General features: G+C 30.3%; 21 protein-coding genes. 3 read left to right on the top strand and 18 right to left on the bottom strand.

What is annotated here, in order from left to right; all coding sequences use genetic code 11:
• Positions 1 to 37 precede the first annotated feature (37 nt).
• From BW929_RS00700 to BW929_RS15590, 6 genes are all read right to left on the bottom strand, one after another.
• On the bottom strand, positions 38 to 1,552 hold the full coding sequence (locus BW929_RS00700; RefSeq protein WP_076543443.1) for a serine hydrolase domain-containing protein: 1,515 nt from the start codon (positions 1,550 to 1,552) through the stop codon (positions 38 to 40).
• Between the two features lie 51 nt (positions 1,553 to 1,603).
• Positions 1,604 to 2,581, bottom strand: a complete 978-nt coding sequence (locus BW929_RS00695; protein ID WP_200805208.1) for an NAD(P)-dependent alcohol dehydrogenase — start codon at positions 2,579 to 2,581, stop codon at positions 1,604 to 1,606.
• Positions 2,582 to 2,599: 18 nt separating this feature from the next.
• Complete coding sequence (locus tag BW929_RS00690) at positions 2,600 to 2,989, bottom strand: DUF1801 domain-containing protein (RefSeq protein WP_076543442.1); 390 nt, start codon at positions 2,987 to 2,989, stop codon at positions 2,600 to 2,602.
• 69 nt (positions 2,990 to 3,058) lie between these two features.
• The gene (locus tag BW929_RS00685) at positions 3,059 to 3,862 is read right to left on the bottom strand and encodes a CPBP family intramembrane glutamic endopeptidase (protein WP_076543441.1); all 804 of its coding nucleotides are present in this window, start codon (positions 3,860 to 3,862) and stop codon (positions 3,059 to 3,061) included.
• A 54-nt stretch (positions 3,863 to 3,916) separates the two neighbouring features.
• A complete protein-coding gene (locus BW929_RS00680; protein ID WP_076543440.1) occupies positions 3,917 to 5,056 on the bottom strand; it encodes an alpha/beta hydrolase in 1,140 nt (379 codons plus the stop codon).
• A 36-nt stretch (positions 5,057 to 5,092) separates the two neighbouring features.
• On the bottom strand, positions 5,093 to 5,215 hold the full coding sequence (locus BW929_RS15590) for a zinc-binding dehydrogenase (protein WP_407645354.1): 123 nt from the start codon (positions 5,213 to 5,215) through the stop codon (positions 5,093 to 5,095).
• A 309-nt stretch (positions 5,216 to 5,524) separates the two neighbouring features.
• On the opposite strand from BW929_RS15590, the gene BW929_RS15330 reads away from it, so the two are divergent.
• Entirely contained in the window at positions 5,525 to 5,695 is a 171-nt protein-coding gene (locus BW929_RS15330) for a hypothetical protein (RefSeq protein ID WP_200805207.1), read from the top strand.
• A 92-nt stretch (positions 5,696 to 5,787) separates the two neighbouring features.
• On the opposite strand, the gene BW929_RS00670 is transcribed toward BW929_RS15330, so the two are convergent.
• The 8 genes from BW929_RS00670 to BW929_RS00635 all read right to left on the bottom strand — a co-directional run bounded on the left by BW929_RS00670 (position 5,788) and on the right by BW929_RS00635 (position 10,358).
• On the bottom strand, positions 5,788 to 6,657 hold the full coding sequence (locus BW929_RS00670) for an alpha/beta fold hydrolase (protein WP_076543439.1): 870 nt from the start codon (positions 6,655 to 6,657) through the stop codon (positions 5,788 to 5,790).
• Between the two features lie 115 nt (positions 6,658 to 6,772).
• Positions 6,773 to 7,180, bottom strand: coding sequence for an ASCH domain-containing protein (locus tag BW929_RS00665; RefSeq protein ID WP_076543676.1), 408 nt, complete (start codon positions 7,178 to 7,180; stop codon positions 6,773 to 6,775).
• A gap of 72 nt (positions 7,181 to 7,252) precedes the next feature.
• Positions 7,253 to 7,486: a hypothetical protein gene (locus BW929_RS00660; protein ID WP_076543438.1), complete on the bottom strand. Its 234-nt coding sequence runs from the start codon at positions 7,484 to 7,486 to the stop codon at positions 7,253 to 7,255.
• Between the two features lie 48 nt (positions 7,487 to 7,534).
• The gene (locus BW929_RS00655) at positions 7,535 to 7,780 is read right to left on the bottom strand and encodes a DUF2164 domain-containing protein (RefSeq protein ID WP_200805205.1); all 246 of its coding nucleotides are present in this window, start codon (positions 7,778 to 7,780) and stop codon (positions 7,535 to 7,537) included.
• On the bottom strand, positions 7,752 to 8,321 hold the full coding sequence (locus tag BW929_RS00650; RefSeq protein ID WP_076543437.1) for an MBL fold metallo-hydrolase: 570 nt from the start codon (positions 8,319 to 8,321) through the stop codon (positions 7,752 to 7,754). Before BW929_RS00650 ends, BW929_RS00655 begins: the two co-directional genes overlap by 29 nt.
• 57 nt (positions 8,322 to 8,378) lie before the next feature.
• Positions 8,379 to 8,786 carry a hypothetical protein gene (locus BW929_RS00645; protein ID WP_159437141.1) on the bottom strand — a complete coding sequence of 136 codons (408 nt, stop codon included), beginning with the start codon at positions 8,784 to 8,786 and terminating at the stop codon, positions 8,379 to 8,381.
• A gap of 246 nt (positions 8,787 to 9,032) precedes the next feature.
• A complete protein-coding gene (locus BW929_RS00640; protein ID WP_076543435.1) occupies positions 9,033 to 9,776 on the bottom strand; it encodes a CPBP family glutamic-type intramembrane protease in 744 nt (247 codons plus the stop codon).
• A gap of 18 nt (positions 9,777 to 9,794) precedes the next feature.
• Positions 9,795 to 10,358 (bottom strand): GNAT family N-acetyltransferase, encoded by a 564-nt coding sequence (locus tag BW929_RS00635; protein WP_076543434.1) that lies wholly within the window; start codon positions 10,356 to 10,358, stop codon positions 9,795 to 9,797.
• A 182-nt stretch (positions 10,359 to 10,540) separates the two neighbouring features.
• Between BW929_RS00635 and BW929_RS00630 the strand changes: the two genes are divergently transcribed.
• Both BW929_RS00630 and BW929_RS00625 read left to right on the top strand, forming a co-directional pair.
• A complete protein-coding gene (locus BW929_RS00630; RefSeq protein ID WP_076543433.1) occupies positions 10,541 to 10,744 on the top strand; it encodes a helix-turn-helix transcriptional regulator in 204 nt (67 codons plus the stop codon).
• On the top strand, positions 10,741 to 11,160 hold the full coding sequence (locus BW929_RS00625; RefSeq protein WP_076543432.1) for a DUF6773 family protein: 420 nt from the start codon (positions 10,741 to 10,743) through the stop codon (positions 11,158 to 11,160). The genes BW929_RS00630 and BW929_RS00625 overlap by 4 nt, the downstream gene beginning before the upstream one ends.
• Positions 11,161 to 11,178: 18 nt before the next feature.
• Here the strand turns inward: BW929_RS00625 and BW929_RS00620 are convergent, their stop codons facing one another.
• From BW929_RS00620 to BW929_RS00605, 4 genes are all read right to left on the bottom strand, one after another.
• Complete coding sequence (locus BW929_RS00620; RefSeq protein ID WP_076543431.1) at positions 11,179 to 11,892, bottom strand: SDR family NAD(P)-dependent oxidoreductase; 714 nt, start codon at positions 11,890 to 11,892, stop codon at positions 11,179 to 11,181.
• Between the two features lie 75 nt (positions 11,893 to 11,967).
• On the bottom strand, positions 11,968 to 12,807 hold the full coding sequence (locus BW929_RS00615; RefSeq protein ID WP_076543430.1) for a GNAT family N-acetyltransferase: 840 nt from the start codon (positions 12,805 to 12,807) through the stop codon (positions 11,968 to 11,970).
• 59 nt (positions 12,808 to 12,866) lie between these two features.
• Positions 12,867 to 13,325, bottom strand: a complete 459-nt coding sequence (locus tag BW929_RS00610) for a GNAT family N-acetyltransferase (RefSeq protein WP_076543429.1) — start codon at positions 13,323 to 13,325, stop codon at positions 12,867 to 12,869.
• Positions 13,326 to 13,427: 102 nt separating this feature from the next.
• The gene (locus BW929_RS00605; protein ID WP_076543428.1) at positions 13,428 to 14,249 is read right to left on the bottom strand and encodes a MerR family transcriptional regulator; all 822 of its coding nucleotides are present in this window, start codon (positions 14,247 to 14,249) and stop codon (positions 13,428 to 13,430) included.
• Between the last annotated feature and the right edge of the window lie 71 nt (positions 14,250 to 14,320).

Here is a 14,320-nt window from a genome sequence, read left to right as displayed (position 1 = left end):
ATCAGTAGAACTTTAAACCTTTGAAAAAATATATTCACTAATTTCTTTGAACAGAGAATAATAACTGAAGCATAATTAAAACACCTACACTCAGCAGCGAGTAAAAAAACCAGTGAGAAGCTATGGGAAATATGGAATATAAGGGCTGATATTCCATGTTGACAGCATATAATACAATAAAAATAATTAATAGAGATAATGCTAATTTAGAAATGAGAATAATTTTTGAAATCTTTTTTTTAGGTGAAAAATTTTGTCTGCTGCTGATCAACCCTTCAATAATTAATGATAGTTTCCAGAGAGAAATAAATATAAGTAAGGCTGTAATCCCCCATAAAAGTTTTTGCCCTGTAATAATTATCTCCATTCCGGCTGCAGAGAGACCGGACCAGGAGGTCCAAGCTCTTAATATATAAGCAAAGGCAGGCCAGCTGCGCTGACTGTTAGTTAAAATAATTATTCCATCCCCTGTTTCAGGTACTGACTGAAAGTGAGACATCCAGCCAGTTCCCTGGCCTCCATGTGAGACTGATTTCATCCCATTTTTAAACCATTCAAGATAATGGCCCAAACCATAGGATTCAAATACAATTCCATAATAGCCTGGGATATCTTTTACTGCCGGCTTGTACATTTTCTCTAGACTCTCTGATTTAAGAAGTTGATTATTATTAAATGAACTGTTAAGACCAGCGATCACAAATTTAGCAGTGTCTTCAACTGTTGAATATAGATTTCCAGATGCCTTCATTGAATATGTGTAGACAGGTACAGCTTTTCCGTTAACATCATAACCATTAGGAACTTCAGGTTTCCACTCTTTACTCCAGCTGTAACTTGAATTGTTCATTCCAAGTGGAAGCAGAATCTCTTTTCTCATATATTCTGCAAAATTTTGCTCGGTTATTTCTTCAATGAGCAGTTCTAAGAGATTATAGCCTGTATCAGAATAGTAAAAAGACTTAGCAGTTTCCTGGAAAGGAATTACTTCACTGCTTAAAGCATCCCTAAGAGAAGGTATATCTTCTTCAGGGTGATATAAAGCATCTTCACCAATAGTCCCCAGCGGCAGACCTGCAGTATGACTTAATAATTGCTCTGCAGTTATTTTCTGATGCTCAAAATTTGAATCTGGAAACTTCCAGTTTTTTATATACTTTTCAACTGGTTCATCGAGAGCTAATTTCTCCTCTTCTACCAGTTTCATAATCCCCCAGGCAGTAACAGATTTAGATATAGATTCTACCCTGCAGTAAGTATCAGTAGTCATTTCCCTATTTTCACTAAGATCTGCATAACCATAAGCTTTTATCCAGCTTAAATTACCCTCTTTGATTAAAGCAATATTGAGTCCGGGTATTTGATAATCTTTCATCAAAATAGAAATTCGAGAATCAAGATCATTGATAAATTCATCTAAACTTTGATCTTCATTAATACTTCCATCAGGATAAATTTTTGCAGCAGAAAATAAAAGAACTGCAGTTATTAATGCGATAATAATTATTCTGAATTTTTCTTTTTTTACTTTGTTTATAAAATTATATTTCATATATCAAACCTCATTTAAGCTAATTTTTAAATTTATAAAAAAACATATATTTTAATTAATTTTCAAAACAACATTCCCAGTTTTTTGACCGCCTGCAGTATAAGTAAAGGCTTCACTAATTTTTTCTAAAGGAAATTTTCTATCTATAACCGCCTTAAACTTATCTTCTTCTATCAGCTTTTTGATAAATTCAATACTGCCCTTAATATCTGAGGGAACAGGAAAAATAACCTTTTTTCCAGAAGATATCTTAGTTATTAATGCTAAGAAAAGATTCTCTCCCAGGCTGCCTAATTCTGATGATATATAAACTCCATCTGCTTTTAAAATATTTTTGCATTTAGCAAATGAGCTTTTACCAACTGCATCAAAGATATATTGATATTTTAGTTTATCTTCTGTAAAATCTTCTGTCTGATAATCAATAACTTTATCAGCACCCAAAGATTTCATTAATTCTATATTTTTGCTGTTGCCTACTGCTGTAACATAAGCATCGTTGTATTTTGCCAACTGGACTAAGGCAGAACCAATTGCCCCTGTTGCTCCATTAATAAGAACCTTATCTCCCTCATTTATTTCGACTTTCTTAATAAAATTGTAGGCATAATGGACCCCCTCAAGACTGGCTGCAGCCTCCTCGTAAGATGATTTTTCTGGTATTAAACTTAAAGCTTTATCTGCTGATATCTTCATATACTGGGAATGAGAAGCTAAGCCGCTGTCATTAAAACCAAAAACTCTGTCACCTACTTTAAAAGAGTCTACCTTATTACCAACAGCTTTAATTTCTCCAGCAAAATCCGTGCCGGTAATTGACAGTTTAGGCTTTAATAAACCGGTAAAAATCCTCATTATATAAGGGCTGCCGCTGAGCACTGCACAATCTGTTCTATTGACAGTTGCTGCATGTACTTTTATTAAAAGTTCATTTCCCTTTATCTTTGGAATCTCTAATTCTTTGATTTTTAAGCTTTCAGGAGCTCCATATTCTTTTCTATAAGCCGCTTTCATTTTATTTGATTCCATTTTCTTCCTCCTTTTAAATTAGATAAACTCATTATCTTGATATAGCTTATATCCCTTCTGCAGAGCGTCATTTATTTTATTTTCAAGCTCTTGATCTATGCTTTTTATATGAAAACAAGATTTTCCTTTTAATAGTTTTAATAATTCTGGATCAAGCTTTTGCTTAAGCTCTGGCTCAACATAAATAGGCATAAAATAAAAGCTAACATAATTTTTCTGGATGGTGACACCTGCAAAAAATATCTCTTTTTTATTTTTCCCAGCAATCTTTACTTCTTTATCAGTCCATAATTCATATTTTTCTTTGAGGTCAAATTTTAGCCTTAATGAAGCTTCATACGGTTCTAATATTTTTTTTAGCTTTTTAAATATTTTCATTAATTTGGGTGTTTTATTTTTATCTTTCATTTTTTGCTCCTTTAAAAAGTGATTGTTTGATTATTATTTATTTAGAATTCAGAATTGATATTGCACTAATTACTCAAACTTATATTTTCTGGAAAGCCACAGTCCAAAAATTATGAGCATCATTGTTATTAGAGCAGGATATAGAGGGGTTATTTTATCACCGGCTGTAAAGAAATTAAATGCAGCATGCCATAAAATTGCCGGCCATAAATTCCACTCTGCCTTTAGAGTAAGCCAGCCTAAAATAAATGATCCAAAAATAAGACCTACCAGCCAGCCCAATAGGCCCATTATTCCCATTGCCAGAAAATTATTATCATAAAAAAAGATTGGTAAATGCCAGCCGGCCCAGATTAAAGCTGTATATAATGCTGAAGTTTGTAAATTAAATTTTTTCATAAGTTCAGGAAATAAAAAACCTCTCCAGCCGCTTTCTTCTCCAATTCCATAAAAGAAGATCCAGCTCAATAAGATTAAAAACTGATTTTCAAAAGGGACCTTAGAATTAATTCCAATTAAAGTTGGATCAGTCCACTCTCCAAAAATTACCCCTCTAATTAAATAAGAAAATAGAAAAAAGCCGCCCGGAACTAATAAGGCAATAAGTATCCATTTTGACTCTGAAAACTTTAAAAATTTGTGCTTTAAGTATTCTTTTAAACCTTTTTTCTTGTAATAAATCTTAGTAGAAATAATGGCAGCAAATAGTGGTCCAAAACCACCAGTTAAATGCAAGAGCTTAGACTGACTCCAGCCAACATTAAAGTTGTGGCTGACTAGATTTGGCAGCCAGATCAGCCAGGAAATTGTGTAAGCTGTTATTATAAAAGTAGTAATTCTCTTATAATTAAATTGACCTTGTTTTTTATTCATTTTCATCACTTCCTGGATATTAGCTTAGTTATTAAATACTTATAAAAAGTGAAATTATTTATCTTTCAGCCAGTCTAAAACAGTATCAAGCATTAACTGGATGTTGCCAATCTGACAGTGATTATCAGCCTGCTCATCTTCTGTAAATATTCTTTCAGTTAGAGATTTAGCATTTAAAAAGGTCTTATTCTGTATCTTCTGCAGCTTAAAGGGGATAAAGTGATCATTTTCAGCAGTCATTAAAAGAAGATTCTTTTTAATTAAATCAGGATGAAGATTTTCTTTATTTAAATTCATTGCATATTCAAAAGCCTCAAGAGGATTATCTTTTTGGGTGATCTGCATTAAATTTCTTATCTGCCAGCTGTTCTGCCCACCTTTTTCAATTTCTTTTTTAAAAGATTTAATTGTATAATTCCTAAAGTGTTTTATAAAAAAGAGCATAAGCCAGGCTGCTGCAGCAGGTGGAATTTTCATATAATCTACTGCATGGCCGGTGGCAATTACATTTTTGATTCTGGGTTCAAAGGCTGCTGCTCTTAAAGCAAACCAGCCTCCCATAGAAATACCAAAAATCGAGACATCGGTTAAATGAAGGTAATCCAGAATTTCCTTAACCGCTTTTTCCCACTTATAATCCAATGCAATTTCCTGTTTGATTAAAACATTGCCCTGGCCCGGTCCTTCAAAAGCAATAACCTGATAACCATGGGTTTTAAGATATTTGATCAGATAATAAAACTCTTCAATAAAAGAATCAAAGCCACCATGTAAGATTATTGTCCCTTTTTCCTCTTTTTCAGGGCTTAATCTGATTGCTGGTAAATATCCTGCTTCATAAGGTATTTTTAGTTTTTCTATTTTTTCATCCGATATAGCTCTGTAGAATAACTCAGAAAACTGATCATATAATTTTTCTTTTTGCTCTTTATTAAAAGTATAAAATTCAGCTGCCCGATAATAAATAGCCGCATTCATAATTCTATTTTCTGAAAGAACTTTTTCTGCCAGTCTTTCCATTTCAGTTTTCCAGTTTTCAAATGAATTTATTTTCTCAGCAGTTAATTTGAAATCTTCAAAGTCTGCAAGGCCGAGTGAATACCACCTGTTAAGCTGATAATTAAATAACTGGTTTTTATGAAAATCATAATAACCTCTGGGAAAGGATAAATTTTGTTCTTTATTTTCGGGCATAATTTTCACCTCATTATTCTAAGAAAAAAGCAGGCCTCATTTAATTTTTATTGCCGCATTTCCAACCTTATGACCTGTTTCAACATATTTATGGGCCTCTGATATTTCTTCTAAAGAAAATGTTTTACCAATAACAGCTTTAAATTTACCTTCTTCAATTATTTTCTTAAAAACTCTAAATCAGATTTCTCTTCAACTGCAATTCCACCAATAATTTTTTTATCTGAGCTAAGAAATACCCATAAGTCTTTATAAAAAACCCAGTTAAGTTGGGCCTAATAGTTTTTTAAAAAATTTTAAGCAGAAGATTATTCTTAATTAAATTATACCATTTTTAAGATCATTTATGTTTATAAATATAACAAATATTACAAAAAATTATTTTAAATATAAAATTTTTATGATATTATTTTAATATACAATATAGTTGATATAACAAAAACTTGATCAAATAAAGGAGGTGAAATGATGAACAATAAATCAGATAAAAGTTCATGGGCAGTTGGGGGAGGATTAATTGTTGGTCTTGGTGTTGGATTCTTCTTCCTAAGTGAATCTGCTTTAGCATTTGTAGGAAGTATTCTGGTAGGTTTAGGTCTAGGACTTTTAGTTGCTTCGATTATTTCAATGAAATCCTAAAATAAAAGCCTGGGAAATCTCAATTCTTTTGTCATAACTATTAAAGCAATTTTTAGCCTATTTCTATATCTGATATTAAAATTTTAGTAGACTTAAATTATTTTTTGAATCTCATAAATAAATTCAAATTCTTTTTCTTCTGCAAGAAAATGCCCGGCATCCTGAAAACGGATGACTTCTGCTCCAGGAAATGCTCTTATACATCGCTTAAGTTCTTTTTCTCTAAAAGCAATATCTTTCATCCCCCAGGCAATAATAACATTCTTCTCTTTTAAAACACTGCACTTATTCCAAATTGATTCAAGCCATTTTGAAGAGTCAATAATTTCTTTTGGAAATGTCCAATTTCCTTTTCTTTCTTTTGGATTAATAAGTGGCATTAAATAATGGCGGTGAACTTCTGCTGTTAATCTTTTTTTATTTCCATAAAGAAGCTTAAGAATATATTTAGCAAAGAAATTACTCTTTTTAATTAGATATCTGCCAATAAAACCACCAGCAAATTTGCTGAAAATTTGATAATAGAGCTCATTTTTTACAGACCAGAACCAGGTATTTGTAATAACAATATTTTTGATTTTTTCAGGATTATTTATTGCATAAGATAGTCCAATTGGGCCACCCCAATCTCCAACTACTAAGGTGATATTGTTTAAATTTAATGAATTTAAAAGCTCATTTAAGTTTTTGGCATGTTCTTCTGGTCGGTATGACCAGTTAAGAGGTTTATCTGATAATCCAAATCCAATGTGATCTGGTGCTATACATCGATTTGTATTTCTCAACTCTTTTATCAAATTTCTAAATTCAAATGACCAGGAAGGATTTCCGTGCACAAAAACTACTGCATCACCTTTTCCTTCATCAAGATAATGAATTTTTCCGGCTTCTGTTTTAAAAAAATGATCTTTAAAGGGATATTGATTAATATTAAGCCATTTAGGCTTTTCATTACTGCTCATAATTTCTTCCCCTTTCAAATATAAATAAGATAAAAATACTATTCAACTTTATTTAATTAAAACTTAAAACCTGCTGATATATATGATGAAGGTAGGTGATTATATAGATTATTTTTCACTCTGCAGTTTCTATTAATTCAAAAAGCTCTACAATTAATTTAGTATCATCAGTTATATCATTATCTTTAATTGTTTCATTCCAGGCTTTTCTGTGATCGTCCTGAAATTTCTTTACATCATTTCCATCTCCCTCACCTTTTACCAATCTCAGATCAGGATCACCAAACTTAGTTTCAAAAATATCCAGGATCTTTATATTACACTTTGGAACTCCTTCTTTATTTACAACAGTTACAATTTTACCTTTTGTTGCATATAATTCTTTTAATTCTTCATCAGTATACTCAATTTTAAAACTACAGGTTGCTGTTTTTTCACCATTTATGATCTGATTAATTAACATTTCACCTATTCCATTATCCCCTTCCCAACCAAAAATTGCTTTGTTAGGATAAACTTTTATATTCCTTTTCATTTATATTTGACTCCTTTTCCTGTATTATTTTATGTTTTTAATCACCTTTTTTTAAAAAAGCTATATAAAATTTATCATTTCTATTAAATCATCTTTTTTATTATATTCTTTAAATCCGGCCAATTTATTTTGATATAAAGCTGCAAAACCTTTACATCCATCTGGACCCCTTAATTCTGCATTTTTTCCAAACTGGGATGATCGAATTCTTTTTGCATAGCCTTTGTTCCAATACTTGCTTTTTAATCTCCATCCAATTTCTATGCAGGGAGTAAATTCAGCTGGGTCAGTCATTTGAATCACTTTCATATTCAAAATTTTTTCAATTAACCAAGTTCAAAATTAATATTTATAAAGTGCAAAAAAATCTGATTCCATATTTTTCATCCGCTTATCATACCACTGTTTTGTATTATCAAGAGCTCTATTATAGACATAATCTCCCATGGTTTCTAAAAAGAAATCCAGTATTTTTTCAGAGGCAATAATACCTAGTTGTTCATCTCTTTCTACTTCAAAATAGTATTTTATTTCTTCAATTAATTTTTCCTTATCCTCTTCAGTTAAGCCATATTTTTTTATTGGCAAAGGGAGGATATACAGAATGAGGCATAAAGTTAAATAAAGTGTCACCACAAATTATATCTTCTCCATTTATTATTACACTTATAGATCCCCTGGTATGGCCCGGAGTGTGGATGATTTCCCCATCGATTTCATATTTTTTTAAGTCATAATGATCTTCAAATGTAATATCTGGGCTTAGTGCTTTAAACTTAGATTCTGAAATAAGATTGCTCAGCTTAGAAATTAACTTAGATATAATAACTGTTCCGGCAGGAAAATCAGTTCTGCCTTTTTCTAAGAATTCTTTTTCTTTTTCGTGAACCAGTATTTTAGCACCTGTCTTTTCTTTGAGAGCAGCTAAACTGCCCACATGGTCATAATAAACATGGGTTATTATAATTAGCAAAATATCTTTTAAATCAGCATTTTTTTCAGCCAAAATTTTTTCTACTTCTCCAACTTTATCTGGCGTTCCGGCATCAACTAAAATATAACCCTTTGCAGTCTCTATTAAATAAGCATTGGATTTTCCCATTTCTATTTGTTTAATAAACTTATTCATCTTTTTCCCCCTTATCTGATATTATATATTAAACTTTTTGATAATAAATCATATTTATTATATTATTCCTAAGCGTATAGTTCCCCATAAAAAATGCCAGGTTAAATAAAAACCAATACGACAAATATACATTGCCAAAAATCCATATTTAAAAAATACACGCATCTGTATAACACTAAAAATAAAAACTTCCAAAAATACAAGTACATCTCGAAGAACAATATTACTGGAGCCTGTACCAATAAAAACTTGAAAAAATGGTTCAACTGCAGCAATTATAATAATTATTAACATAGGATGATTTCTGATTTTAAAACCAAAAATAAAAAGTAATAGAGTTGTTGGAAGTAAATGAAAAATTATCTCTGCAAGTACTCCAATAGTCGGATAAAATAGAATTGATTCAGGAAATAATATATTTATATCTTTTGGAAAAGTTATAAAAAGATCTATTAAAACTGGCATAAATCCAAGTATTATTGAAATTGAGAAATAAAAAATTAATTTTTTATTTGAAACAGATTTACTAATAAAGTAAAGATCAAATTGCTTAATATAATAAAATGATAGAAAAGCTGCTATTCCAAAAACTAGAAATATTGGTATTGGATTTAACTCTCCTAAAATCTTACTATAAAAAGAGTGCGTAACAGGCGTATTCACCATCAGGAGCCTTAATAATTGTAGTTAGATCTTTTCTAATAATTATATTTAAAATAATCCCCAAAGAACATGCCAGACAATATCTGCCCAAAAGTGGATACCAACAGCAGCCAGCAGGCCAAATTTTCTAAGATAATAAGCTGCAGAGATAGATAATAACCCATTTAAAATAAATATTTCTAAAATAATAGCAAATGGAATCTCTCTTAAAGTATTTAAACCATATAATGCGATTATTGAGGGCAAATGTGCTGAAGCAAATAAAAGAGCTGAAAATAGTGTTATAATCCAGAAAACTTTATTCCTCCGTTTTCTTTTTAATATTAGATTTGAAATAAGCCATACCCAGAAGGAAATAAAAAACAGTCGATAAATTATCTCTTCCCCAATAGCAGCAGTAGCTGAAGCTATAATAGAAGTTGGAAACGGTGGATGTGGAATTGATCCCAGAGTATGAAATTGAGTTAATATAAGATCTAAAATAATAAAAATAATTCCGAGAAAGATTCCAATTAAAGCAGGAAATAAAAACCTTTCTTTGTTAGAAACTTTTGAATCCCAGATATCTGCAAAAGCTATTTTTTTTGAAAGCTTTAACCCAAAATATCCCAGTCCACCATATAAAATAAGCATAAGAGCTGCAATTCCAGAGGCCAATACCGTTTTGGAAACTTCTATTTCCTGTACAGCTAAAAAATCACCCTGAGGTAAAAATACATTAAGCGCTGATAAAATAGCGAGAATTATAATCAGAAGCAGATATATTTTATTTGATAAAGATATTTTTTGCATAATAGCACTACCTTTTTATTAATTATATACTAATTCTTCTTTCAGTATAGAGTACATATCACAATCTACTAATTCACCTGCATTATTTTTATTATATTTTCTTAACCTTCCTTCATATTTCATTCCAGCTTTAAGCATAACTTTACCAGAAGCAGGATTATCACTATTATGTTTAGCCTGTATTCTCTCAAAACCTATTTCATTAATTAAATAATTAATTACAGCTTTAAGAGCTTCAGTAGTTATACCCTGATTCCAGTATGACTTTGATATACAATATCCAATTTCACACTGCTCTTTTTCATTAGACATTTCAACAACGGTTATTGATCCTATAACCTCACCATATTCTTTAGGAACAATTGCCCAATTATAAACTTCAGAACTTTTATATTCCTCTAGATAAATATTAATAATCTTTTTAGTTGTAGCAAGTTCTTTATGGTAAGGCCAGGATAAATACTTTGTTACCTCAGAATCATTGGCCCAGTTATTGAACATATACTCAGCATCACTAATCTTAAATTTGCGCAAGATTAATCTTTCAGTTTTAATTTTTTGAGTTCCGTTGTGATTAATCATCAAAAGCCCCTTTCCTATATATTATTTAGGTATAAATTTATATCAAATTCTAAGCTTTTAAAAATATTATTAATATAGTTCTTGCAAGAAAAAATAATACCTGCATTTAAATTATTTATGTAATATATATTTAACATATGTAAGATATATGATACAATATAATAAAGGAGGTGAGCTCTAATTTGATTAATCGCATTAAGTTAGCTCGCATGGAGCTTGAACTAACCCAGCAAGAACTGGCAGATACTGTAGGTGTTACAAGGCAGACCATACACTTAATTGAAAAGGGCAGCTATAACCCTTCATTAAACTTATGTTTAGAAATTTGTTATGCATTAAATAAAACCTTAAATGATTTATTTTGGAAAGAGGAGGATCAATCATGAAAAAACAAATAACAGATGAAAGAATTATTCAGGAAACTCGTAAGCAAAATAATTTAGGCTTTAGTATTTTATATTTTGGACTCTTATTTGCTCTATTATACAGACAGTATATTATTAAAAGTCCTATATCAGACTATTTGGATCTGGCCATTCTATTTTTTGGAGTAACCTTTTATTTAGCCGCAAAAAGAGTTAGCTCTGGTCTGCTTACTAACAAAGTTAACTGGAAAAAGCTATTACCTAACTCAATTGTCGCTGCAGTAGTTTTTTTGATAATAAATTTTTTCAATAATCAATATGGTACAATATTTGAGGCATTAGTCAGTGGCAGTATTTTTCTCCTATTATTTTTTGGAATTAATTTGATAATGCAGTATTTTTCTAGCAGAAAGAATGAGGATATATTAAAAGAATAATAATATTTATCTTTAATCTTAAAATCTTTTATAAATAAAATCTGGCACTATTTTAAGTAACCAGGCGATCAATGTCCAGCGCTTTGTAATATAAGCATGATCTTTCTTTTTATCAATAGCTTGATATATCTGTAAGGCTGCCTTTTCAGGCTCTGCCACCCAAAAAAGATTTTCTTTTACCAGGATTCTAGTATTTACATAGCCTGGTTTGATATCTGTAATAGTTATCGGTAATTTTGATTTCTTGGCTTTGATTCTTAAACCTTCCATATAATTTGAAACAAAAGCTTTTGATGCATGGTAAGCAGGAGCATCATAGCCGCCTCTAAGGGCAGCAACTGATGAAATACCTACTATCTGCCCCTCTCCCTTTTGAGAAAAGTATTTATAGGCAGTATTTATCATCTTAGTGAAAGCTAAAACATTTAGCTCAATGGTCTTTTTTTCCTTCTCAAATTCAAGCTGATGATTAATAAATATGCGGCCAGCACTGATAATAATTAAATCTACTCCATTCATTTCTTGAATCAGCTCTTCTAAATAATCTCTACTATTTGCAGATGTAATATCAAAACTTTTCACAAATGATTTTTTCGGCAGCTTTTTTTGAATTTCTACTAAGAGCTTTTCTCTTCTGCTGACCAAGCCAAGAATATAATTATTTTCAGATAAAATCTCTGCCAGTTCTTTTCCAATACCTGAAGAAGCTCCAATAATAATTGCCTTTTTCATAATTCAACTCCCCTTTTTATGTAAATATCATTTGTAATTAAATAATTATTTAAATAGTTCTTTATCTTATACTATTTAATTTAATACTTTGTCAAGTGGATATGAATATAATCTATAAACTCGTTCCAGTTTAAACTTTAACTTTTCAGCTAAATTTCTCGAAGCTATATTACTCTCCATGCATTCCCAGTGAGGATCTAGTTTTTCTGACGTACATTTTTCTATAAAAGCTTCTGCTGCCGCCTGTGATAAACCTTTTCTCCTATAATCTTTTAAGGTTTCAATTCCTATAGTATGAATATTATCATAGACAAAATTACAGATGCAGTAGCTTACTATCTTATTATTAAAAATTATGCAGTAGCCAAAAGTTTTTTCTAAATATTTATCACAGGAATCCCACCAGCGGAGAATTTCTGAAGTTATATAATTCAAATTTTCTATATTCTTGTCATTTAATAATTCAGCATTAATTTCTTTTAAGCTGAACTTATCATTTAACCTTCTTTTTTTATGAACTTTCCACTGATCATACTTTAATTTATAGATTAATTGTTTAGATTTATTTAATTTTCTCTCAGCAAATATCTCTTCCAGTTTATGGCACCATTTTTTATTTTCTCCGCTAAATTCAAAACGATCTAATTTTTCTTTTTTAGCTCTTGGAATAATTTCATTATCTATATAATCACTGATATAATTATTAAATTTCGAATTGTTATGATCTCCAACAAAATAGAAACCCTGAATACCTTTTGACCAGATCACCGCAGTTTCAGGTGACTTAAGAGAGTCTGCAAAGATCCAGCCTGGATTATTTCCTTCAATAACTGCTTTGACTTCCACATTGTCAATTTCATCATCTAATATATTATAAATAGATTTAAAATTTTCTTTTTCAATTTCAAATATCATTTTGGTCCTCCAACTACTATCTTATTTTTTGCACTAGGTTAATTCTATTAAAAATAAATTTACTTTTCCTTCTCATATAAAAATAAATAAAAATCATCTTCTTTATTTGGCTGAAGCTCACCAACCTTAACATATCCATGTTTTTCATAAAAATAATGGTTCCTGTAATTTTGATATGGTGTATCTAGGGACCACTTTTTAGCATTTGGATATAAATTCTCTATAAACTCTATAGCCTTGTGTCCTATTCCTCTATTTTGGTAATCTGGACTTATAAAAATAGCCCCAAGTCTGTAATGTCCATTATTTTTATCAAATAGCCTTATTCCTCCAATTATTATCTTTTTAAATATAATTTTATAATACATACCACTATGAATCTGAGATTTATGCCAGTCAACAAAATTAATTCCTGGAGGAAATGAACCATATTTATCTTTATCATCTTGAAAAGCTCTAACCGCAATATTTTTAAGGATCTCTTCATCACCATTTTGAGCCTTTTGAAACTTAAGCATATTATTAACTCCTTATTATATTATTTTAAAAAAGCCCCATTTCTTAAAAATAATTTATCTAAGCAATTATTTATAGAAATGGAGCTAAATAAAATTTCTATCTTAGTTAATTAGGACTTTTTTAACCGGGATTTGTATTTCGGTTAACCAATCTGATAGGTTTTCTTTATTCCAAATTCCATCAATATATGATTCTCTTGGATTATCACTTGGCATAAAATTATTATCTTCAATCCATTTAAATAGATGGGCATATGCTTCTCCTATATTATCATAAGAGCCTTTATAGAATACACAGGCAGCCTGATTAACCTTCCTGATTTTTTTGAATTTGATTTCTTCAGTTTCCCTGCCAAAAGCATTTACCGCTTCACAAAATTCTACTTCGAAATTTTCTTCTTTGTATTCTCCCTCAAGATAAATTGTAAAACAGTAGTTTGGTTTAGCAGCTTTTAAATTAGGATTGACCTCACTTATTTTTTCTCCAATTCTAGGGATTACCTCAAAATAATAATCATAATTAGGTACCAGCATTTTCTTTGCATAAACAATAACCTCAGGTAGTTCTTTTAACACAACTTCATAATTCATCTTAAAACCCTCCTTATTTTTTTCAAGATAATGTGTGATTTGAGCAAGCTGGTCTTTTTTTTCTTGAATATCATTTAGGAGTTTTTCTTTCTTCACTTTAAAAACATTATTATTATCTTTCCCATTAATAATATCTAGAATTTCATTAATAGAAAAATCCATCTGTCTGAGAGCAATGATTTTGTGGATTACTGGTAATTGCTCAGAAGTATAGTAACGGTATCCATTACTATCATTTACAAATGCAGGTTTTAAAAGTCCTATTCTATCATAATAACGTAATGTTTTAACAGTTATTCTGTTAATTTTTGAAAACTCTCCTATTTGATACATCAGCTAACTCCTTTCTCTAATTTTTATCCTGTAAAATAAGTATAAATTCTCCTCTAAGGGGAGGGTCAAGA

It is taken from the genome of Halanaerobium kushneri (genome assembly GCF_900156285.1).
GTDB classification, from domain to species: domain Bacteria; phylum Bacillota; class Halanaerobiia; order Halanaerobiales; family Halanaerobiaceae; genus Halanaerobium; species Halanaerobium kushneri.
Note: the sequence above shows the minus strand (reverse complement) of the source record. Positions and strands in the feature narration are given on the sequence as shown.